Origin of the sequence: Mycoplasmopsis agassizii (assembly GCF_002272945.1) — a bacterium.
Classification (GTDB): domain Bacteria; phylum Bacillota_I; class Bacilli_A; order Mycoplasmatales; family Metamycoplasmataceae; genus Mycoplasmopsis_B; species Mycoplasmopsis_B agassizii.
Map to the genome: position 1 here is coordinate 587,086 of NZ_NQMN01000001.1, position 23,277 is coordinate 610,362.

Annotated in this window: 15 protein-coding genes; 7 read left to right on the forward strand and 8 right to left on the reverse strand. The window is 27.9% G+C overall.

All coding sequences use genetic code 4. The annotated features are described in order from the left end of the window. The first annotated feature begins 83 nt into the window (after window positions 1–83). The 6 genes from pepF (at window position 84) to CJF60_RS02430 (ending at window position 10,907) form a co-directional block, all read left to right on the forward strand. Complete coding sequence (pepF, locus tag CJF60_RS02405) at window positions 84–1,913, forward strand: oligoendopeptidase F (RefSeq protein WP_084232353.1); 1,830 nt, start codon at window positions 84–86, stop codon at window positions 1,911–1,913. A gap of 428 nt (window positions 1,914–2,341) precedes the next feature. Further along, a complete protein-coding gene (locus tag CJF60_RS02410) occupies window positions 2,342–4,351 on the forward strand; it encodes a class III lanthionine synthetase LanKC N-terminal domain-containing protein (protein WP_084232352.1) in 2,010 nt (669 codons plus the stop codon). Window positions 4,352–4,388: 37 nt separating this feature from the next. After that, window positions 4,389–5,957, forward strand: coding sequence for an ATP-binding cassette domain-containing protein (locus CJF60_RS02415; protein ID WP_084232351.1), 1,569 nt, complete (start codon window positions 4,389–4,391; stop codon window positions 5,955–5,957). After that, on the forward strand, window positions 5,935–7,575 hold the full coding sequence (locus tag CJF60_RS02420; protein ID WP_084232350.1) for an ATP-binding cassette domain-containing protein: 1,641 nt from the start codon (window positions 5,935–5,937) through the stop codon (window positions 7,573–7,575). Before CJF60_RS02415 ends, CJF60_RS02420 begins: the two co-directional genes overlap by 23 nt. A 145-nt stretch (window positions 7,576–7,720) precedes the next feature. Continuing rightward, complete coding sequence (locus CJF60_RS02425) at window positions 7,721–9,289, forward strand: ATP-binding cassette domain-containing protein (RefSeq protein ID WP_084232349.1); 1,569 nt, start codon at window positions 7,721–7,723, stop codon at window positions 9,287–9,289. Then, the gene (locus CJF60_RS02430) at window positions 9,267–10,907 is read left to right on the forward strand and encodes an ABC transporter ATP-binding protein (protein ID WP_084232348.1); all 1,641 of its coding nucleotides are present in this window, start codon (window positions 9,267–9,269) and stop codon (window positions 10,905–10,907) included. The genes CJF60_RS02425 and CJF60_RS02430 overlap by 23 nt, the downstream gene beginning before the upstream one ends. Window positions 10,908–10,958: 51 nt before the next feature. Here CJF60_RS02430 and CJF60_RS02435 read toward each other — a convergent pair whose 3' ends face one another. From CJF60_RS02435 to CJF60_RS02445, 3 genes are all read right to left on the reverse strand, one after another. Next, window positions 10,959–11,330, reverse strand: coding sequence for a hypothetical protein (locus tag CJF60_RS02435; protein WP_084232347.1), 372 nt, complete (start codon window positions 11,328–11,330; stop codon window positions 10,959–10,961). Window positions 11,331–11,448: 118 nt separating this feature from the next. Beyond that, window positions 11,449–12,630, reverse strand: a complete 1,182-nt coding sequence (locus tag CJF60_RS02440; protein ID WP_084232346.1) for an acetate/propionate family kinase — start codon at window positions 12,628–12,630, stop codon at window positions 11,449–11,451. Beyond that, window positions 12,630–13,592, reverse strand: coding sequence for a phosphotransacetylase (locus CJF60_RS02445; protein ID WP_084232345.1), 963 nt, complete (start codon window positions 13,590–13,592; stop codon window positions 12,630–12,632). Before CJF60_RS02445 ends, CJF60_RS02440 begins: the two co-directional genes overlap by 1 nt. Before the next feature lie 349 nt (window positions 13,593–13,941). Here CJF60_RS02445 and CJF60_RS02450 point away from each other — a divergent pair, with 349 nt between their 5' ends. Continuing rightward, window positions 13,942–14,421 carry a hypothetical protein gene (locus CJF60_RS02450; protein ID WP_084232344.1) on the forward strand — a complete coding sequence of 160 codons (480 nt, stop codon included), beginning with the start codon at window positions 13,942–13,944 and terminating at the stop codon, window positions 14,419–14,421. A gap of 125 nt (window positions 14,422–14,546) precedes the next feature. Here the strand turns inward: CJF60_RS02450 and CJF60_RS02455 are convergent, their stop codons facing one another. From CJF60_RS02455 to CJF60_RS02475, 5 genes are read right to left on the reverse strand one after another with little or no spacing between them, the layout of a single operon-like run. Beyond that, a complete protein-coding gene (locus CJF60_RS02455) occupies window positions 14,547–16,796 on the reverse strand; it encodes an MMOB1670 family gliding motility ATPase complex subunit (RefSeq protein ID WP_234805280.1) in 2,250 nt (749 codons plus the stop codon). Continuing rightward, on the reverse strand, window positions 16,783–18,372 hold the full coding sequence (locus CJF60_RS02460) for an MMOB1660 family gliding motility ATPase complex subunit (RefSeq protein ID WP_095279127.1): 1,590 nt from the start codon (window positions 18,370–18,372) through the stop codon (window positions 16,783–16,785). The genes CJF60_RS02455 and CJF60_RS02460 overlap by 14 nt, the downstream gene beginning before the upstream one ends. A 12-nt stretch (window positions 18,373–18,384) precedes the next feature. Beyond that, window positions 18,385–21,672 (reverse strand): hypothetical protein, encoded by a 3,288-nt coding sequence (locus CJF60_RS02465; RefSeq protein ID WP_084232342.1) that lies wholly within the window; start codon window positions 21,670–21,672, stop codon window positions 18,385–18,387. Between the two features lie 19 nt (window positions 21,673–21,691). Then, the gene (locus tag CJF60_RS02470) at window positions 21,692–22,249 is read right to left on the reverse strand and encodes an MMOB1640 family gliding machinery internal complex protein (RefSeq protein ID WP_084232341.1); all 558 of its coding nucleotides are present in this window, start codon (window positions 22,247–22,249) and stop codon (window positions 21,692–21,694) included. Window positions 22,250–22,251: 2 nt separating this feature from the next. Then, complete coding sequence (locus tag CJF60_RS02475; protein WP_084232340.1) at window positions 22,252–23,256, reverse strand: MMOB1630 family gliding motility ATPase complex subunit; 1,005 nt, start codon at window positions 23,254–23,256, stop codon at window positions 22,252–22,254. Between the last annotated feature and the right edge of the window lie 21 nt (window positions 23,257–23,277).

Here is a 23,277-nt window from a genome sequence, read left to right on the forward strand (position 1 = left end):
TAAATAATTAAAAATTAATACTATTTAAATTTAAAATTTAGTTAAAATCAAGTTACTAAATTTTTAAAAAGAAGAGGAAAAATATGCAATATAAAAAACGTGAAGATGTACCTGAAAAATATAAATATGATCTGAGTACAATTTTAGAAAATAAAACAATTGAAGATCTATTTCAAGAACTAGAAAAACTTCAAAAAGATTTATTAAAAGAAAGAGATACTCATTTAAATTCCCTAGATAATTTAGTTGAACATTACAAATTATGAGATAAATGAAGTATCTTAGGAGAAAGAATTTATAACTACATAAGTAATAATTTATCAGTTAATGTAGTTGATCCTGAATTTAATAAATTGCAACAAAAATTTTTTATTTCATTTTATTCATTTAAAGAACAATGAGGAGATGAAGAAAAAAGATTACTTGATAAAACTGATCAATTAAAAGAATGAATCAAAGATGAACGTTTAAAAAATTATGCTAAGTCTTTAGAATTCACTATTAAAAATAAAGAATACCGTTTAGCTGATTCGGTTGAAGAATACTTAAATAATACAGAATTTGGAAAAACAAATTTAAGTGAAATTTTTAGTGTCTTATCTAATTCAGAACTTGATTATGGTTTTGCTACAAATAAAGATGGTTCACGTAAAATAAAAATTACTTTAGGAAATCGTTCAACTTTACTTGAAGATGAAGATGAAGAAATTCGTAGAACTACATTATTAAATTACAATCATGGTTATGCAAAACACCGTCAAACATTTGCAAGGTTATTAATTTCACACTTCAAAAAAGTTTCATCAGAAAGCTTAATTAGAGGTTTTAAATCAAGTGTTGAATCTTATTTATTCTCAGATCAAATTGATGAAAGATTAGTTTTAAATCTTTATCAAAGCGTTGAAAAAAATACACCTATTTTACAAAAGTACTGAAAAGCATATGCTGAGTTTTTTAAGTCAAAATACAATAAAGATTTAAAAATGTGAGACACATTATTGCCTATTGCTGAAGTAGAAAATAAATACACAGTAGAAGAAGCACAAGAGCTAATTTTAAAAGCAATGAAACCTTTTGGCGATGAATATATTTCTGTTTTAGAAAAAGCATTTAAAGAACGCTGAATTGATTATATGCCAGTTGAAAATAAAAGAAGTGGTGCTTATTCAATTGGTGGTTCATACGGACTAGAGAAAAAATATATCATGATGAACTTCAATGGAAAATTACGTGAAGTAAAAACTCTAGCACATGAACTAGGTCACTCAATGCATTCATATTTCAGTGATAAAAGCCTACCTTATTCACTAGCTTCATACCCAATTTTCTTAGCTGAAATTGCTTCAATTTTTAACGAGTTAATGCTTGATTATTACTTATATGAAAACACAGATGATATTCAAACTAAGCTATATTTACTTAGTGAATCAATTAATGATTTTCAAGGAACAGTTTTTAGACAAGTTCACTTTAGTAACTTTGAATACGATTTATATAAGTTAGTAGATAATCGCTCACCATTAGCAGGTTTTGAAGATATTCAAGCCATCTACAAAAAACTAGGTGAAAAGTATAAACTAAATGATATTGAAGATCCTTTCCCTGCAGAAGAACAAGCTATTTATTCAGCAATCGTGCCACATTATTACTATAACTTCTATGTTTATAAATATGCTATTGGTTATATAGTTGCTAATGTCTTCTTCAATAAATTTAAAAATGAAGGTGCACAAGCTTTACAAACTTATATTAATAACTTCTTATCAAAAGGTGGAAGTAAATGACCCGCAGAAATCTTAAAAGATGCAGGCGTTGATCTATATGATTCAGCAATTTATGAAAAAGCTTTTGAAATCCTAAATGATAAAGTTGAAAAATTTATTGAACTAGGTAAAAAAGTTTATTCAAAATAATTTAATCTAATATGCCAATCGGCATATTTTTTATTGCTTAAATTCAGACAATAAAAAAAGCACAAATTCCCTTGTGCTTTGAGATTATCATCTGAAGAAGCTACATGAACAAATGAATGTTAAGGCTTGGCAGACGTCTAATTCAGTGAATTAGAACCAACTTCATCGAAGTTAGCTAACTAATTTATACCATAAATAAGTTGCTTTTGGCAAAACAAACTAGAAAAGTTTTGTGTTGATTAGCAAAGTAAGAGCAGATAAAATCAGCATTAGTTTTCAACTTATAAGTCTAGTACATAAATTTATTTCTAGATTTATTAGAAATTTATTCATAAAATCTCTTTATTTACTATCCGAATTGCTAGAATTTTGTATAACAGTTAAAAAAGTTTTTTCAAAATAAAATATTTTTTAGTATTATCTAAAGCATGAAAGTAAAAAGATTAACAAGTTTTAGTATTTTAAACATGTTACATCGCAAATTTAAGTGTGATGATTCTTTTTATTGCTCTTCAGAAATTTTCAGTTATGCAGAAAATAAAATTTTTGGTTGAAAAATACATGTTTCTTCAATTGAAAAAAATGTTGATGAGATTTTGAAAAAAGTTTACTTTTATTGCTTGAAATATAAATTGACTTTTAAATTTATTTCAAGTTATGAAAATCTATTTACAACTTTAACAAGAATTTATAATCATGAACAACAGGGAAAATTTATAACTATTTATTTTCCTAATCAAAATGCTATGAAACTACATTATAAAAATCTTAGCAAAATTTTTATGAACTATAATGGTCCTTTAATTATTACTGATATGCGAAAGGGCATTAATAATGTAGTTCAATACAGATTTTCAAGATTTAATTTTGAGAATGAAAAACAAAAAAGTAATATTGAAAAATATTCACTAAAAAGTTTTTTCTTTTCAGATGATAATCTCTTTAAATTTGAAAAACACAAATATAAATTTATAAAAATGATAAGTGAAAATAATTCAGGTTTTACGACTCTTGTAGAAAAAGATGGAAAAAAATTTATTCTCAAATGTATTAAACCTTATATTAAAGTTAAGAAAGGCTTATCATATAAAATGATTGCTAAGAATGAAATTAGTAATCTTGAGTTATTAAAAAATAGTGACTTTGTATCAAAAATAAAAGAATATTTTTATTACAAAAATCATACTTTTATTATTAGAGAATACATAGATGGTTCTACTTTAGAATCGCAAAAATTAATGTTTTATTATGGTTTAAAAAGCATTGATAAAACAAGAACTAGTAATGTTATTAAGTTAATTAAAAATTTATTTAAAACATTAAAAAAACTTCATCAAGATTCAATTATTTACAACGATTTTCATCTAGATAATTTTGTTTATGACATCAAAAATAATAAGCTTTGATTTATCGATTTTGATGCATCCTATAAAATTAAAAATGAATTAAAAATTGACAACATAGAATTTAATTTACCTTTAATTCATATAAATAAAAAAGATTATGAAGCAGACATAATTAAATTAAGTGTTATGATAATTGGTTTATTAACTAATGCTAATAAGTTAGTCGAATCAAACAATCAAACTGCATATTTAGATTATTTCAAATATGTTTCTGAAAAGAGAAAAATACCAAACCAATTAGTTAGTTTTTTATTATCAGTTATTGAAAATCCAAATTGAGACAATGTTGCTTTACAACTTTCTAAATTAAATTTAAAGTTTTTAAAAGAAGAATATAAAGATACAAGTAATTGAAATTCCTTTGTTATTGAAACACATAATTCATTAGTAAAAGAAATAGATAATTCTAAATCTTTAATAAGTAACATTCCTGATGACATTCACCTAAAATTAATTTTTCACCCTATTTATCAAAACTCATTTTGAGCTAACCATGAACACGTTGAAAAGTGATTGGTTAATAAAATGCCTTTTTATAAATTTATTGATTTATATTTTATTGAAAAAAACAAGAAGAAATCTCTTCAATTTCTAAATGATATGCTTGTGATTTCAAATGGTATATTCTACGTGAAAAACGAAAACTATTTTAGTCCTAATATTCAAGATGGAACCGCACTACTTAATCTTGTTTTATTCGAAATTTATAAACTAGACAAAAATGAAGGAATTTTCATATTAATTGAAATTTTATTTAATTCAATTAATAATCCTATTCAACCCAAAATTAATTTTATGCATGGCTCTGCAGGAGCAATGCATGTTGTACTAAAACTTAACAGTATAATTAAAAAAAATATCTCAGATGATTTAAAAGATTTTTTAATTTTGACATCAATGTCAATTGATAAAGATTCTAATAAATTAAAAATTTGAGATTACAGAAATACAATTTTAAATAATAAATTCATGATCGGTGTTCCAGGTGTTTTATACATTTTTGATGAAGCATTTTCTTATTTAAAATTTTAAATTATTAAAATTTATAATTCATAACGAAAGGAAAAATATGAAATATTTTTTTAAAAACAAATTGCTTTTTTGATCAACTATTTTAGTAATGATTATTACAGTTACATCAGGACCAGTTGCATTATTCTTTTTAGGAAGAGTTTTTCAAACATATGTTTTTGCTAATGGTCAGTTAGTTAATCAAAATGAGGCAATTATAAATATTATTGTCTTATTTGCATTGACAGCATCTGCTGTTTTATTTGGTGCAATATGAATCTATTTAAGAATCAATCTTATAAAGAGATGTATCTTTTATCTAAGAGAAGATATATCTTCAAAAATTTCAAATATATCACTTAAAAAATTATCAGATAGTTCTTCATTAAGTGCTATTTATACAAATAATGTTGAGCAAGTAAAGGAAACATTTTTCAGAGATTTTTTAAACTTAATTCATTACAGTGCAACTTTTATTGTTGCTATAGTATTAATGTCAATTATATGAATTCATTTATTATGAATTTCTGTAATAGTTATTTTACTTGGTCTTCTTATAACAATTTTGACACAAGGAATTACTCAAAAATCTCAAGTGCTTTATCAGCAAAGTGAATCAAAATATGTTTCAGAATCAAACAAAATATTTAATAGCCATAGAGTGTTTTGATTCAATTCAAAACAAAACTTTTTCAAGTCCTATCTTTTAAGATCTTTTGCAAATTTTAAAAAAGGAGCGTATAGATCATTTAATTTTCAGTTAACTATAGATTCTATAGTTAGTGCTTTAGTTGTACTTGTGCAATTTTCAACTTTAATTGCTTCAATTTTAATTTTCTATTTTATACCAGGTCAATTTGAAGTAGGATTTTTAGTTTCAATTTTAGGCTTATCAGGAACATTAATTTCTGCATTTTCAATGACATTAGGTAGTGTATTTTCAGTAAAAGCAGGTAAAGCATTATTTAAAGTTTTTGATATTGAACAAGAACCTAAATTAGAAGATTTAAAAACAAAAGTTAGAAACATTAAAGTTTCAAATTTAACTTTTAATAATGGCGAAAGAGACATTTTCAAGAACGATAATTTTGTTTTTGAAACAAAAAAGAAATATCTAATTAAGGGTGCTAGTGGTAGTGGAAAAAGTTTATTATTAAAATTTATTTTAGGTATGAATGAAAATGAAGAATCAAATATTTTAGTTAATGATCAAAACTTAAAACAACTATCAAAAAACGATTTTCTAAAGCAGTTATCCTATTTAACAAACGACGCATTTTTATTTGATGATAGTGTCATAAATAATATTTTGGTAGAAGCTAAATTCGATAAAAATCGTTTACAAATTATTTGTAATATTTTAGAAATCAGTGACACACTATTAAAAGCAACTAATACAGCAAAATTATCTTCTGGAGAAAAACAAAAAATTTCTTTAGCTAGAGAACTATATAAAAATAAAGAAATTTTAGTAATTGATGAAGCATTTTCAAACCTAGATAGAAATGTCAAGATTAAATTAAATGATTTCTTAACAAAGCAAAAAGATTTAACATTAATTGTTATTGCGCACCATTTAGAAGAAGAAATTGAAAGGGGATTTGATGAAATCATTGCAATATCATAGAAATGCACTTTATTATTTAAAAGTAAATTTCTGATACTCATTTGTTACTTTTATAATAGTAGCAATTTCTGCATCACTAGGGGCAATTTCCCCTCTCTTTTTGACACAATTATTAACTGAAATTTTAGCATCTCCAAATGATTTAAATCAAAAAGTTGTTACTTGATTAGTTGTTTCAATTTTAGGTTGAGTTTTCTTCGTAATTTTTTCAATTCTTAATCAGGTTATGATTAGAAAATTAAGAATCAAAATGCAAAAATCAATTAAAGATGATTTTCAAAATTATATTTCAAGAATTTCCGCAAATGATTTTAAGAAAATAGGTAGTGAAACATTCTTCAATTGATTTAATACTGACATAGTTAATCTTTCAAAAGCATATACAAGTTTTTATGATATTGTTAGTGCAGTTGTTGCAATTATTTCAATTATATTAACATTTGTATTTATTCCTTCAAGTAACGTGATAATTGCAGGAGCATTTATTTTAGGATTATTTATAATTTCAATTGTTCCATTTTTCTTTGCAAAAATGAATAAAAGAGAAGTTGCAAATCAATCAAAAACATATGATAAATTTTTTATTAATGTTTCAAAACTTTTAGAAAACTTAAAATATTTAAGAATTAATTTTTACTTAAATAAAGTAATTAATAAAGTTAGCGCATCAAATCATGACTTATTTAAAGCAGATATTAAAAAAGATTATGTTAAATTAATATCTGATACAGTTGCAGATATTACTTATTCAATTTATTTAATTTTATTTATGGGATTAGTATTAGGATTAATTTATATAGGAAATACAACAAGTAATTTACCTGTATATTTAATTCCCGGAATTGCCTTAATGTCAACAATTGATAATATATTTACAAGTGGTAAAAGCGAAGTTTTAACACTATCAAATACATATATTCAAATTAAAAGTCGTGCTGCAATTATTAATAAATGAAAAGAAGAATTTTCAAAACTTGAAATTCAAGATGAAGCAAATAAAATTGAAATTAAAAGTATTAGTTTTGAAAATTTCAAGTCACCATTTGTTAAAACAAATAAATATTCAGAGTTTAATTTTAAATTAGATGATCAAGTTAGAAAAATTTTAATTTTAGGAAGAAATGGAATTGGTAAGTCAACTATTTTAAATTCAATTTTAAAAATTAATGAAGACTATTCGGGATCAATTAAAATTAATGATCAAGATATTTCAAAAATATCATCTGAAACGATTTATAAAAGTTTAAGCTATATTGATTCTCATAATGTTGTTTTCGATATTTCAATTGATGAAAATATTGCTCTTGATTTTGAAAGTCAAAATCAAAATAAAATAACTGTTGTAAAAACAGTTTCTAAGGTTGATTTTGAATTAGAAAAGGATCAACTTGCTAGCAGTTTATCGACTGGACAAATTCAAAGAATTGATATTGCTAGAAACTTATATAGAGGTAATAAAATTTTATTACTAGATGAAGCTTTTGCTAATATCGATAAAAAAAGAGCAATCGAAATTGAAGAATCATTATTAGCAAATAAAGAAATAAGAATGATTAATATTAGTCATAATATTTCAGATGAGTTAGCTGATAAATATGATCTAGTTTTAAAACTTTAAAATATTATTTGTAAACTTCTTTTCATAATTTTAAAAGAAGTTTTTTATAAAATTAAAAGACAACTTTAATTTTTTCATAATTATTTAATTTACAAATTATTAGAAAATATTTTTATCACGTATCATTTTAAAAAAAGGAACAAATATGAAATACTTTTTAAAAAACAAGTTAATCTTTTTCTTATTGATTATGGCGATAATAATTAATGCAGCAACATCACCACTGGTGCTATATTTTGCTGGTAAAATTGCTCAAACCTATATCTTTTCAAACTCAGAATTAGTTGACCCTGCAATAGCTACCATAAACATAATTCTTTTCTTCATTATATTATTTGTCAACACCGTTTCAATTCTTTGTAGAAGATATTTTAGAATAATTTTGCTTAGAAAGAGTACATTTCAACTTAGAGAAGATGTTTCAAAAGGTATAACTAAAATTTCTTTGAAGAAACTAGGGGAAAAATTAGAACTGAGCTCATTATATACAAATAATATTGATCAGGTTTATAATTCGTACCTTGACCAGTTTATTTATCTTTTATTTTATTCAGCTTTATTTATTTCTACTCTAGTTGTAGTATCAATAATTTGAATTCACTTACTTTGAATATCTCTAATAATTGTTATACTAGGTTTCTTAGTAAATAGAATATCTAAAAAATATACAGAGAGAGGTTATTTGCTAGAACAAAAAAGTGAATCAGAATATGTAAGAGATGCAGGTAAATCATTTAACAGTTACAAAACTTTTTGACTTACGAATAAACGATCTTTTTTTATAGAATATTTATCTAAAATATTTGTAGTATATAAAAAGAAATCTTACAAATCAATAAATAATTTAATGGTAATGATTGCAATTTTAAATATTACAATTTTTATTATTCAATTTAGTACTCTTGTTGCATCAGTCCTTGTTTTTTATTACATACCAGGGCAGTTAGAAGCAGGTTTCTTAATCTCTATTATAGGATTATCTGGAACACTAATTGCATCATTTTCTATATTAATAAGAAGTGGAATCTCATATAGATCAAGTAGAATACTATTAAAAAAATTCGAGATTGAAAGCGAACTTATTTCATCTGAGTTTCATGAAGAAATTCAAAATATTAATGTAACAAACTTAACCTTTAATAATAATGAGAAACCAGTATTTTCAAAAAATAATTTTGCATTTGAAAAAAATAAAAAATATTTGATTAAAGGTGCAAGTGGTAGTGGAAAAAGTTTATTAATTAAATTTATTTTAGGTATTAATGAAAACGAAGAATCTAATATATTTATAAATAATAAAAACATAAAAAATATTTCAAAAGATGACTACATAAGGAAAATTTCATATTTAACAAATAAGGCTTTTTTGTTCAATGATAATATTTTAAATAATATTATTTTGGAAAAAGAACTTGATCAAAATAAACTTAAAAACTTATGCAATATTTTAGAAATAAGTGATGATTTATTAAATACTAAAAATATGGAAAAACTATCTTCGGGTGAAAAACAAAAAGTTGCTTTTGCTAGAGAACTGTATAAAAATAATAAAATTTTAATTGCTGATGAAGCATTCTCTAATTTGGATAAAAAAGTTAAAATTAAATTAAATGATTTTTTAACCAATCAAAAAGAGCTTACACTTTTTGTTATTGCTCACCATTTAGATGATGAAATAGAAAGGGGTTTTGATGAAATTATTGAACTATCATAGAAATGCAATTTACTATTTAAAAGTTAATTTTTTTATTTCATTTTTGACTTTACTAGTAACCATTTCTTCTGCAGTTTTTACTGCTTTAACTTCTCTTTTTATTGATCAGCTTTTAAGTGAAATAATCAGTTCACCAAATGATTTTACAGTTAATATAAAAATATGATTAGTAGTTGCTGTAATTTCAGCTTTTATAAATATCGTTTCTATACTAACAAAAATTTTACTAATGAGAAAATTGAATATTAGAATTAAGGAATCAATAAAAAGTGATTTTCAAAATTATGTTTCAAGGTTATCCTTCAACAATTTTAAAAAAATTGGCAGTGAAAAAATCTTTAACTGATTTAATACAGATTTGAATACCCTGTCAATAACATATCTTACTTATTTTGATATAGTAGAATCTGTTATACAAATTCTAGCATTAGTAATTGGCTTTAGCTTACTGCCTGCAAGCAGTGTAATTATTGCAGCAGCATTTGTTTTGGGATTAGCAATTATTTCATCAGTGCCTTTTCTGTTTACAAAAATAACTAAAAAATATGTTTTGAATCAATCAAAAGTATTTGATAAGTTTTTTATTAATGTCTCTAAACTTGTTGACAATCTGGCATATTTAAGACTTAACTTTTATATTGATAAAGTCGTGCAGAAAATAACTGATTCAAATAAAAAACTATATCATGCTGAAGTTAAAAAAGATTCGGTTCTTTTATTATCAGATGCAGTCTCAGATTTAGTATTTTTGATTTATGTTTCACTTTTAATAGGTCTTACCTTAGGATTAATTTATGTGGGTAGAACTACAAGTAATTTGGAATTATTTTTAATTCCAAGTGTTGCTATTATCGCATCACTTCAAAATAGTTTTGATGTCGGAAAACAGGCTGTTTTAGTTATATCTAACTCAATAGTTCAATTAAAATCTAGAGTAGCAATTATTAATAAATGAAAAGAAGAATTTGATCAAATTACACTTGAAGATGAAGCTCAAAAACTTGAAATTAATAGTATTAGTTTTAACAACTTCAAATCACCACATGTTAAAACAACTAAGCACTCTGAATTAAATTTTGCTTTAAATGATAAGGTCAAAAAAATTCTAATTCAAGGTAGAAACGGGATTGGTAAATCAACTATTTTAAATTCATTATTAAAATTTAATAATGATTATTCAGGTCAAATTAAAATTAATAATAATGACATTTCTAAAATAGATACATCTTCAATTTACAATAGTTTAAATTATATTGATTCACATAATATAGTTCTAGATTTATCAATTGATGAAAACATTGCCATGAGTTATGATAATTTAGATAAGACTAAATTATTGAGAGTAAAATCAATTTCTAAAATTGATTTTGAACTTGCTGATAAGCAAAATATTGAAGAGCTTTCAACAGGACAAAAACAAAGAATAGATATTGCCAGAAACTTATATAGGGATAATAAAATATTATTACTAGATGAAGCATTTGCTAATATTGACCGAGAACGTGCAATTGAAATAGAAAAATCTTTATTAGAAAATAAAGATCTTAAGATGATTAATATTAGTCACAATGTTTCAGATGAGTTTGCTGATAAATATGATTTAGTTTTAAAATTATAGATTTAAAAATAGAAGCATTTTTACTTGCTTCTATTTTCTTTTGTATTAATTTTATCACTCGTATTTTTTGCCAGATTTTGTTACTACAACAGTTTTACCTGTTTTCTCATCTCTAACAATTCGACAAACATGTGTGAAATGTTTTTTACGTTTAGGTTCAGAAGAATCTGAATCTGATTCAACTTCTTCATGTGTTGTATCAAACATAGTGTTTTCAAATTCTTCTTCGAATTCATCTGCGATGTTTTCGAAGATTTCACTTTGTTGTCCGTACTTTTGTGATAGTTTTCTAAAAAGTTTAGACATTTTCATTGCGTTTTCTTTTGATGAGTCTTCATCATCAAAATCTAAATCTCACTCAAAATCAACATCTAACTTTTCTAATTGTTTAAGATTTTTGAATAATTTATCTCATTTTGACATATTTCTTAAATAACCTTTCTTTTGCTAAATTTTAATTTATTTGCAAATAATTTTAATCTTTTTTAGGTAATTTTAGTAAGAAATATCAACAAAAAAACTGTTCTTATTTCTTAAAAAATTAACCTAGTTCAATTGCATCACGTGCAATTACATATTCTTCATTTGTAGGCACAACATAGACAGCAATTGAACTATCTTTTGTAGAAATTAAACGTGGTTCTGATGAACGAATTGCGTTTAATTCAGGATCTAATTTAATATAAACTAAATTAATTTTTTCAATAATTGCTTGTCTAGTTGAAGCTGAGTTTTCACCAACACCTGCTGTAAAAGTAATAGCATCAATATTTGGTCCTATTTTATTTAAATAGTTAATTAAATAATCAGCAGTTTTTTGTGCATACAAGTCAAGGGCAAATTCAGCATCCCTGTTACCTGCTTTAGCAGCTTCTTGAACATCACGCATATCACTTGAAACTTGTGATACACCTTTTAATCCTGATTCTTTATTTAAAATATTTGTTGCTTGTTCTGCACTAATATTTTTTGCCTTAACAACAAAATCAACAATTGCAGGATCAACATCTCCACTACGTGTTCCCATCATTACACCAGCAAGTGGTGTTAGTCCCATTGAAGTATCAATTGATTTAGAATCTTTAATAGCTGCTAAAGAAGCACCATTACCGATATGACAATTTACGATATTAACTTTGTCTTTCTTCAGTAATTTCTGCATTACTTCTGTAATAAATAGGTGACTGGTTCCATGGAAACCAAATTTTCTAATTCCTAATTCTTCAGTTCATGACTTAGGAATTGGGTAAACATAGTTAACTTTATCTAAAGTAGCATGAAAAGCAGTGTCATATGTTGCTGATAATTTAGCATGTGGCATTAACTTTTTAAACGCTTCAATTGATTGTAAAGCACCAGGGTTATGTAGTGGTGCAAAAGGAATATAATCACGAATAATTTTTTCAACTTCATCAGTAATAACTGTTGATTTAGTTAAAGTAGGACCACCTGAAACAACTCTAAAACCGATATGAGTAATTTCTTCATTATTTTTAACTAGTTCAATTTCTTTTCATAGTTTTAAGAATGCTTCAACAGTTTCTTCGTGATTTTTTAAAGGTAATTCTAGTTCGTGTTTTTCTTTAAATTTGAAAGTAATGTGACTCATTTCTAAACCGATACGTTCTGCTAAACCACTAGCAATTACTTCAAAATTGCTTGTTTCTAAAAGTGCAACTTTCATTGATGAAGAACCAGCATTGATAACTAAAACTTTTGACATTATTTAGTTCCTTTTGCTTGAATTGCTGTAATAAAAATTGTGTTAACTAAATCAGTTAAACTAGCACCACGACTTAGATCATTAACAGGCATTGCTGCACCTGTAACAATTGGTCCATAGGCTTCTCAATTACCCATTCTTTGAGCGATTTTATATCCAATATTTCCTGCATTAATATCAGGGAAAATAAAGATATTTGCAGGTTCACTAAATTCAGGGTTTTTGTATTTTTTAGCTAAAACTTCTTTATCAAAAGCAGCATCAAATTGAATTTCCCCTAAAGCTAGGCGATGTGGATTTTCTAAATTAAAGAATTTAGTTGCTTCGCTAACTTTTTTACTTTCTTCAGTCACGGCTGAACCTTGAGTTGAAAACGATAAGAAAGCAGGGCGTGGTTTAATATTTCATGCTTCTAAAAAGTTGGCTGTGTTATTAGCAATTTCTACAAGTTGTGCTGATGTAGGATTAACATTGATTGAAATATCTGTAAAAGTGTAAACTTCTTCACCTTTTACCATCAGCATTAATGATGAAATAGTTTTTGTTCCACTGCGTGGTCCAATAACTTTAAAAACTGAGCGTAAAATGTCAGCACTAGTATACACTAGTCCACCAACTACGCCATCAAACATCCCTGATTTTAAGAGCATCATTGCATAGTAAGGGCGAGTTTTTAAAGCAGCACGCACTGCTTCTTCAGTTTCTTTACCTTTTCTAATTTCTAATAAGCGTGTGACAAAGCCTTCATATTGGCTTTTGTTAGCGTGAATGTTAATAGTTTTAACATCTAGATTAGGAATATCTTTTTCTACTAATAAAGTAACTTCAACTTTATCATGGTCTTTTAAAATTTTTGCCGCTTCTAGGGCACGGCTATCATCACCATCAACAATTAGGATCTTTTTAACACCTGTAATTGCTGAGAGACTTTTTTCTATAAATGGAGCAGGTTTAAATGCCATAATTCCTCTTTTCTAATTTTTATTTAATTATATAACTATCTAGCACAGAAATTGCTTTTTTTCATATCTTTATTTAACGTTGTTAAAAAATCAAGTTAATAGTAGTTAAGACTACTATTAAATTACTTTGTTAGTTCATATTTAAGATGAACTAACAAAAATTAGCAAACTAGATTTGTTAAATCAGTCTTAATTAAGGTTATAATTAAAAGGTGAGAATAACAAATTAATAAGCATTTTTAGTTAATCAGTTACAAATATTAGAAAATAGAAATAGCCTTATAAGCAAACATAAAATATAACTAGAAAATTATTTAAACTCACAAATTTATGAAAAAATAAGGAATTAATGATTGAAGATAAAAACGATCTAATTAATGAAACAAAAAATGAAGATATAGCAGCTCAAATGTGTAGTAATATTAAAAAAGCATTTAGCAAGAAAAGAAGCGTAAGAATTTTAAAAAACATCAACAACGAAGTTGATGATGAAATTGAACTACAAGTTCATTTAAAATCAAAAAAGTTACCTAAAACAGGAGGTGGTGGAGTGAAAAGAAAACCTAAACTTAAATATGCTACTGAAGAATATGTAAAAAATGCTCTTTCAGACCTAAAAGTCGAAATTATTGGATTAATTTCTGAATCTGAAGAAAGAAATAAGATTTACGTAAAGCAAACTATCCAACAAGCTATTGCCCCTGTTGAAGAAAAAGTCAACAAACTTGAAAATAAAGTTGATTCTCTTGAAAAAAGGGTCACTGTAATTGAAAAAACTTTATCTGCCATTCTTGACATAGTTGCTGAAATTAATAAAAAAATCAAATAGTTTATAACCTTAATAAGTAAACAAAAGCACCTTTTTATAGGTGCTTTTTCTTATAATTTCTTATTGTTTTAACTTCACTTTAAAGCAATAAAAAAACTTCCTCAAAGGGAAGTTTAATTTGTAAATTAAAGCACTGAAGATTCAAGTGTAGCAGTTGCATCAGCATTAACTTCACTGTCAATTTCTGCAGTTGCTTGATAGTCATTTCATTTTTCAATAACTGTATCAATTGTTCCTACATATGAAAAGTAGTGTTCTGGAATTTCGTTTAATTCACCACTTAGGATTTTTCTAATTCCTTTAATAGATTCTTTTAAAGGAACGAAAACTCCTTTTTGTCCTGTGAATTTTTCACTAACAACAAATGGTTGTGTTAAGAATTGGCGTAAACGGCGTCCAATTCTAACAGTGTTTTTATCAGCGTCTGTTAGTGAATCAAATCCTAGGATGTTAATAATATCTTCTAGAGATTTATTTTTCTCTAAGATCTGAATTGTTTCTTTAGCTGTATCAATGTGAGTTTTTGAAGTAAACTTAGTTGATAATAGCTTTGAAGATGAAGCTAGAGGGTCAACTGCAGGGTAGAACCCTTCAGCAGCTAACTTACGGCTTAGAATAATAGTTGAATCAAAGTGAGCAAAGGCTGCAACAGCAGCTGGATCAGTGAAATCATCAGCTGGAATATACATCGCTTGAATTGAAGTAATATCTCCATCAACGTTTGAATTAATACGTTCTTGCAACTTCCCAATTTGAGTAACTAAGTAAGGTTGATATCCTACGGCTGAAGGGGTTTTTTCTAGTAAAGAAGAAACCTCTGAACCAGCTTGTAAGTAACGGAAAATGTTATCAATGAATAATAGAACGTTTTTTCCTAAGTTATTTCTGAAGTATTCTGCAACTTTTACACCAGTAAATCCTGATTGTAAACGTAGTCCAGGTGATTCATTCATTTGCCCAAAAATGAAGGTAGTTTTATCAATGAAACCTAATTCTTTAGCTTCTTGTCATAATTCATGACCTTCACGAATACGCTCTCCAATTCCTGAAAAGACACTAACTCCATCGTGGTGTTTAATGAAAGTATTGATTAACTCTTGCACAACAACTGTTTTACCAACACCTGCTCCACCAAGTAGTCCTGTTTTACCCCCTAAAGCAATCGGTAGTAAAACATCAATAACTTTAATTCCTGTTTCTAGAATTTCTGTTTTTGGATAAACTTTGTAACGATCTTTAGCAACTTTAGCATCATTAATAAGTGGTGCATATTTTTCTCCACTGATTAAGTGAGTAGGATCATCTAAAATGCGACCAACTGGGTCAATGATACGACCTAGAATTGCTTCTGAAATAGGTAATGAATAAGGTTGGTTTTTACTTTTTGCAAATGAACCAATTTTAATTCCTGCTTCAAGTCCTAGCACAAACCCTGTAATTAAATCTTCTGATAAAATTTCAGCAACTTCTAGTAAACGAACTTCGTTATTATCAACTTCAATTTCAAACACTGAACCGATAAAAGGTAATTCTGTTTTCTTGCTTAGTTGAATTTTGTAAACCTGTGATTTAACTTCAACAACGTAACCTTCGATCACGTAGTTTTTGTTTTTAAGAGCAACTAAACGGTTTTTAGCAATGAAGCGTTTTCTTGGTTTTAAGACTTCATCAACTTTTTTCAAGAATTCTTTTGAATATTGTTTAGCCGCAATTGCTTTCATTAAAGTAACACGGTCTTTTGATTCTAAAGCACTAATATTGTAAATTCTAGCTAGAACACGCAGTTGATCAATTGTAAATAATCATAGTTGTTCTGGTGAATAAACTTTATAGTAAGTAGCACGTTTATAGTCAGTGTCACTGAAAGGTAGATATTCTTCTTCAACATCTTTAGCAAGAGGATTTACATCACCTTGAGCAGCAATTTCTTGAGTTTTTTCTGCTTTAGATTTGCGTCCACGTTTTTTAATTTCTTGTGTAGATTCAGCCACTACATCAAATTCTAAAGTTTTAGTTTTATCTGAAACTTTAACTTCTTTAGTTTTAGTTGTTTTAATTAAAGTAGTTTCAGTAGTTTTGCTTAGTTTTGCTTCTTTAGTTTTTGTGCTTACTTTTGATTTAGGTGCTTTTGACGCTTTTTCTGCTTCAACAAATTTTAGATCTTCGATCGCACGTTCTTCTTCAGACATTTTGTCACGATTTTCTAACCATTGTTTAATAGACACTTTATTAACTTCATCATAAGCTAAGATGTTTTCAATTAATTTATCTTTTTTAGTTCCTTTACGAACTTTAATCCCATTACGAGTAGCACCCATTTTTAGGGTGTTGTAGTATAAACTTTCGTAGTATTCTTTGTGATTAGTTGTACTCATATGCGATTCCTTTCTCTAGACCACGGCGCTCGTAGGCTAATAGCACACGCCCGTCGTTTCTGATGTCTTTGTATAGTCTGATAAATTGATTGTTTTTTGCTAAGTAAGCATTTTCAGTTAATAAGTGGTATTTAAGTAGAGCTAAGATCAGGTGGTGAATGTATAGTTCAACAACTTCACTATCAATACTATGTTTTCTAATAATTTGACGTAGTTTTTTACCAAGTACATCTTTTGCAAAGAAGACTTTTAGAACATCCTTAATTAAGTTTAAGTCATGGTCTTTATCTTTATAGAAACTTAAGTAACCTTTTTTCAATAAGAAAATGATGATGGCAGTTGTATGATAATCAACAACTTCATATTCATGCTGATCAGCAAGTAGTTCAAAAACTCTTCCTAAATCATTTAGTTCTAATTGAGATTTATCTAAGTTGGTTGCAAATGAAGCAAGTTGGTTATTACGTTCATATTCTGCAAGTAAACGTTTAATCCCTTTAGAAGCATCAACCATGATTTGTTCTTGAGCCTGAGTTCCAACCCGTGAAACTGATAGCCCTACATTAATCGCAGGACGTTTTCCAGCATTAAATAAGGTAGTTGATGTAAAGATTTGCCCGTCAGTAATTGAGATCAAGTTAGTTGGAATATAACCTGAAATATCACTAGCTAATGTTTGAGCAATCGGTAGCATGGTAATTGAACCTCCACCGAAATTATCTAGATATCTTCCTGCTCTTTCAAGTAGTCTTGAGTGAGTATAGAAAATATCCCCTGGATAAGCTTCACGACCTGGCGCTGAACCTGATAATAATGATAATTCACGGTAAGCATCAGCATGGTTAGTTAGATCATCAAAAACTAGTAAAACATCACGCCCTTGGCTTTGATAAAACTCAGCAACAGCTGCTCCTACATATGGAATCAATCATTTAGCAACAGCAGTTTCATCAGCAGCAGCTGATAAAATGATTGATTGTTCCATTAATTCATATTGTTTTAGAACTGAATAAATTTCGACAATTTCTTCACGTTTTTTTCCTACTCCAACATAAATATTGACAGTTTCTTTGTCTTTTTGAGCAATCATAGCATTTAATGCAATCGCTGTTTTACCTGTCCCTTTATCCCCTAGAATCAGTTGTTTTTGTCCTTTACCAATTGGTAAAATCGCATCAACTACAGTAATTCCTGTTTCTAGTGGTTGTGAAATAGCACGTCTTGTATAAATTGGTTTTGCTTCAGCAAAAACATCTTGTACGGCTAAAACATCGTCTGAGCGCTTGGTGAATGAGATTAATTCAGCAAGGGCTGTATCAACGACTGAACCTAGTAAGTTGTCATAAATATTTACGACGAAGATTTTACCTGTAGCAGTAGCACTATCTCCTACTTCTAGATCTTTTTGTTGGTTAATGTTTAGCAGACCAACTTCTGCTTTATCTGTATCAGCTTTTAAAACGATCCCTTGAGTATCGTTTGCAAAAGTAACAACTTCTAAGAATTGGTAGTCATGTTTACCTGAGACAGTAACAATATTATCTTTAATAGAATTAATTTTAAGTTTTGTTGTCATTTTTCCTCTTTCCTATATTAGTATTGTTGCTACGATTGCAGCAATTAAGATTAAGACCCCAACAGCTACTACTGCATAACTTACATATTTAATGGTCTTAGTCATTAATGAAGCGATGGCTCTTTTACGTAGGGCTATTAAAGCAATTCCTGAAGCGACAAAGACAATTGCTAGCGCATATAAGGTTCCTACAAAAGCGGGGTTTGCTTGTTCAGCAGTCACAGCCAAGGCTGATTGTAAATCAGTGGTTGTGTAAGTTACTTGTTTTGCAAGATCAAAATCATTAATAATTTGTTCTGCTAAAGTAAATTGAGCTTGACCTGATGAAGCAAAGGTTGTAACATAATTAATTGGGTTAATGTTATTTGTTACTAAAGCAATATTTGCAATTACAGGTAAGGTTGTCAAGTTTTCTTCTAAGCGCCGATTTAATTGTGTGCGCTGTCCGTCAGTAATTGTTGAGACAGAAGCTTCAATTTCTTGACGTTTTTGTAAAGATTTATAAAGGTTTGCACCTGTGATTAAGTTATCAATATTACTGATTCTAATCTCTTTACCATAGATACTTAAAAGTGCTTGTGAAGATGCTTCTGTAGAGGTAGAATCTAAAGCAGTGTTCAAGCTTTGGAATCATTTTTCAAAACTTGTATCGTTTTCTGCTAATCCAGTACCTTTGATGTCGATTGCATCACCACTAAGTAAATAAGAAGCTAAAACGTTATCTCAATCTAGATTAATAATTCCTAGAATTTGTGAATAAATTGTTAAGTAATTATTCTTTTCAGCATCTGCAGCTTTAGATAGAGCTTCTGCATCAGTTAAGGCTGTATAATCAGCAGCAAAAGTTTCATAAGTATTTAAACTAGCAGAGTTTTGTGAAGCGTATAAAGTTCTTCCAAACTGATTAGTAAAGATTAAATCTAAATATGATTTTGCTAGAGCAGCACCTGTTAAACTAGCGTTTGTAGTTAAAGAATTGACTGAATTATTTCTTGAAAATAAACTTAAAGTTGTGACATTATTAGTTGCTAAATTAGCACGCACATTAGTATTTTCTGTGTAAGTAATGAATTCAGTATTGAAACTACGATTTTCTGTTAAGGTAGTTGCTGCTAAGAATTCTTGTAAAGCACTTGTGTAGATTAAGTTTAATTTATCTCTAACTCTTGTTAATAAAGAATCAAAAGTTAGTTTGATTAAGTTTCCCATTTGTAGTTCTGCAATGTTATAAATTGCATCTTCAGTTTGGGTTTCGTCTTCTAGTGCTGCTTTAATGGTATCAACTACTGAGGCAGTATCGGTTGCATTTAGTTGACCAAAGAAAGCGTTATTAATAATATCAACTGAGTTATTATTAGCAACTGTATAGACGTTTGCTTGCAAGGTTGAACCTGTTAATTGGTTTAAAATTGCATTTAATGTAGCGTTAGCATCAACTAATTCTGTATAAAGTTCATTACCTTTACCTGAAAAAATTGATGTTTCTCCAAATAAATTAATATTGCTATAGCGCCCTGCACTATCACGATTTGCAACAACTTTTGTTAATGATAAGTTGTTGTTAGCAAAAACAGTTGAAGCAGCTGTTTTTGATTCACCTGCAGTTGATCAGTTTTGGTAAACATTTGCTAGTAATTGTCTAGCTTCGGCATTACGGTTACGCCCTGTTACAGTAGGAACTGTAGTAGTTCTTAGTGTTTGCAGTGGATTTGCTGTTGAAGGTTTTTCAAAGAAAATCTTATTAGCATATTGTTCTGCAGTTAAGACAACTGAACCATCATATTCATAATTACCTGCTGTGTTTTGTTTTGCAGTGTTGAAACTGAAAGTATCTGTTGAGAAGTTAATATCAAAACCTGCATAAGCATTTTCTTGATAAATACTTGCTCCGATAGTGATAGCACCTGCATTTAAACTTGTTCCCCCTGCACCAACTACATTTAGGTCTTTAGGAAGGGCTCTTAAGTTAGGGTTTTCTAAGTTTCCATCTACTAGTTGAGGTGAAAACTGTAAAACCATATTAACATCAGCACCATTATTATCTGAAGCTCTTACGTATGAGTTTTGATCAATTGGTGTGTTAGGACTTTTTAGATAAATAGGGTGAATAAATCCTGCAGTATCAGCATTGGTAGCAGAATTACCTAGATAAACAGTGAATTTTTGATTATCACTAGTTCCACTTGTTACTGTTGAAGTTGAGAAGAATCTAGTTGTTGCAATTCTATTTGAACTTAGTTTAACATCTGAAGTTCTTAGCTGTGCATCTAACATTCCAAACTGAGTAAGTGATGCTCCACCTGCTTCAATTGTAATATCAGAAATTTTTTCTTGGTTTAATGCTCTAACAAATAAGTCATAACCTGTTGATGTTTTTGAAAGAATAAAGTTATCAACTGTTTGCATAACTGAATTATTAGTTGTTGTTAATTCAGCATTAGACAAGTTAGTTCAACGCCCAAAGAAGTTTAAATTCTGATCATATTGCGTAATTGAACCTGTATTAACAGCGTTTAATTCACCATTAGTTGCCTTAATAATTAAGCGCCCTTGGTGAATTCCACTAACTGCTTGAGTTTCACGGTTGAATGATAGAACAATATCTTCATTAGCAGTTGCAGGAATAACTCCGATTTTAATTAAAGTGTTATATTCATTATTTAAAGTAACTGATGAAGATGTGTTTTGTGAAGGTGAATTACTTAAATTAACTAATTGTGCACCTGCAATCGGTGTAGCAATTGCTGAAGAAGTATTTCCATATCCTGTAATTGAAACTTTAGTACCTGTAGTAAAACCGTTTAACTGAGCAACTAAGCTTTGAATGTTTTGTTGAGATGTAATAACTTCTTCTAAAGTGTTGAAAATTTGTGCACCCTGATTTAATGCTTTTCATTGATTTAAAACATCAATATCAGGAGTATTAGCTTCAATTTGTTTTCAAAGTTTGTAGAATCTTAAGTTATTGGCAATTTCTAAAAGTTGTGACTTTGCTGTTGAAGATGAACCTGTAAATGAGTTTAAGTTAGCAATAATATTTTCATATTGACCCGCTTCAACTTGATAGTCTAGAATTTCACCGATAGAGAAATAAACATCTGAATTTTTTAATTCTCCCCCAGTTACGTTCTGACTAATTGTGGCATTTTCAGCTTTAATTGAATTTAGTAAAACATTTTCATTATTTTGAGTAGCAATGATTGCTGCTGCAGAAATAATTGAAGCACTAGCTAGGGCAATCCCAGAATAAAGAGCAGTTTTTTTAAGATTTGCTTTTTGTTTTGAATTTAATTTTTTCATCTTTTGAAATTCCCCTTTCTTATTGTTTTAGTTGTCATGCAACTAATGATTTAACTAGCACTTTTTTAACAAGTTCAATTGACTGGCTTCTATGTCTTACTAAGCGGAAAATGTTGTTATTAACTTGATAGTTTTCGGCTGTAAAGTATTCTCCAATATCAGCAAAGATTTTAGCAACTGATTGCGATTTATTGATTTCTAAGAAATCTTCAACTTTTTCAGTTGTCATTGAACGTACTTCAACATCTTTTTTATAAAATTCTAAGAAAACTTCATCAGGGATGATTTGTAATAAACCATTGATAGAAATTAAAGTACCTTCATCGTTAATAACAATCATCACGTTTTCAGCAATTACATAAACTAAGCGTGCATCGTAAGTGTTTTTATTTCTAATTGAAATAATTAAAGCAAGAGCATCATGTACTGTTACTGAAGTTTTTGATTGTTTTTCAGCAGTTAATTCTTTTGGTGAACCATTGACAGAAATAACTGTAATTTTATCAATCACTTCTTCTGAGATTTTAATGATTTCTTTAAGTTCTTCAGGAACCATTGTTTTTAAAATTAAACTCATGATTAACCTTTCTTAACTTTCTCAGCCACGAATGTTTTGTATTTTTTATAATCAACATCTGCACCTTTGCGTTTTTTTCTTGTTTTAAAGGCTGTATGCAAGATCATTGATTGTAAAGTTGTTTCTTCTTTACGAATACGGTTAACTTGTAATTGCACTTCAGTTAGTTTTTCTTCTAGATCTTTTTTCTTTTGATCTAGAATTTGTAACTCAACTCTTAAGTCGGCAATTCTTTCTTCAATTCTTACTTCAAAAATTAAACTTTTAATAATTGCACGAGCAAATAAGTTGTAGAAGTTAGCAATATCAGGTTGTCAAGTTGTTTTCTTTAAATCAATACTTTCAATAATTTTAATGTATTGATTTGCTCATTCCATTTCTGGTGAAGTTTCAAGAATTACAGCACCATCTTCATCAACTCTTTCACGTTTGATTTCTAGATCTTTTTTATCTAGAGGGAATAAAGTTTTTTCAACTAGACCTGTGGTGATAATATCGTTTTTAGTGAAAATCATTTTAACACGGCCAAAGATATTATTGTTTAATCCTAATTCAACTAGTGATGAGATTTTTTCGGCGAATTTAGCAATATTTTCAAATTCGCTATATTCTAAGTTTTCAACAACTTGCAGACTGTATTTTTCAGCAAGTGCTGCTGTTTGTAAACCAACAGTAACAACGTAATCAGTTTTTTTAATGTCACGTTCAATTTGCTCTGTTAATTTAGCAAGGGCAACTTTTGAATAATCATCAAGTTTTGAAGGATCAACTAAAATGAAAAATCCTGGTAGATTATTTTTTGCTTCATAGTAATCGTTGTATTTTTTTAATCAACGATTACTAATTTTATTAAGTAAGTGGTTATTTGCTGATTTAATGTTATTGATAACATTTAAATTTTCAATTTCAATACTTAACTTGCGCAATAACGTAATCTTAGAAATGTCAGTGTAATTATGATAGAACTCTAAACTGCGTTTTTTATCTTCTAGTTCATTTCTTTTCATTAGTTTCCTTTCTTGATTTTA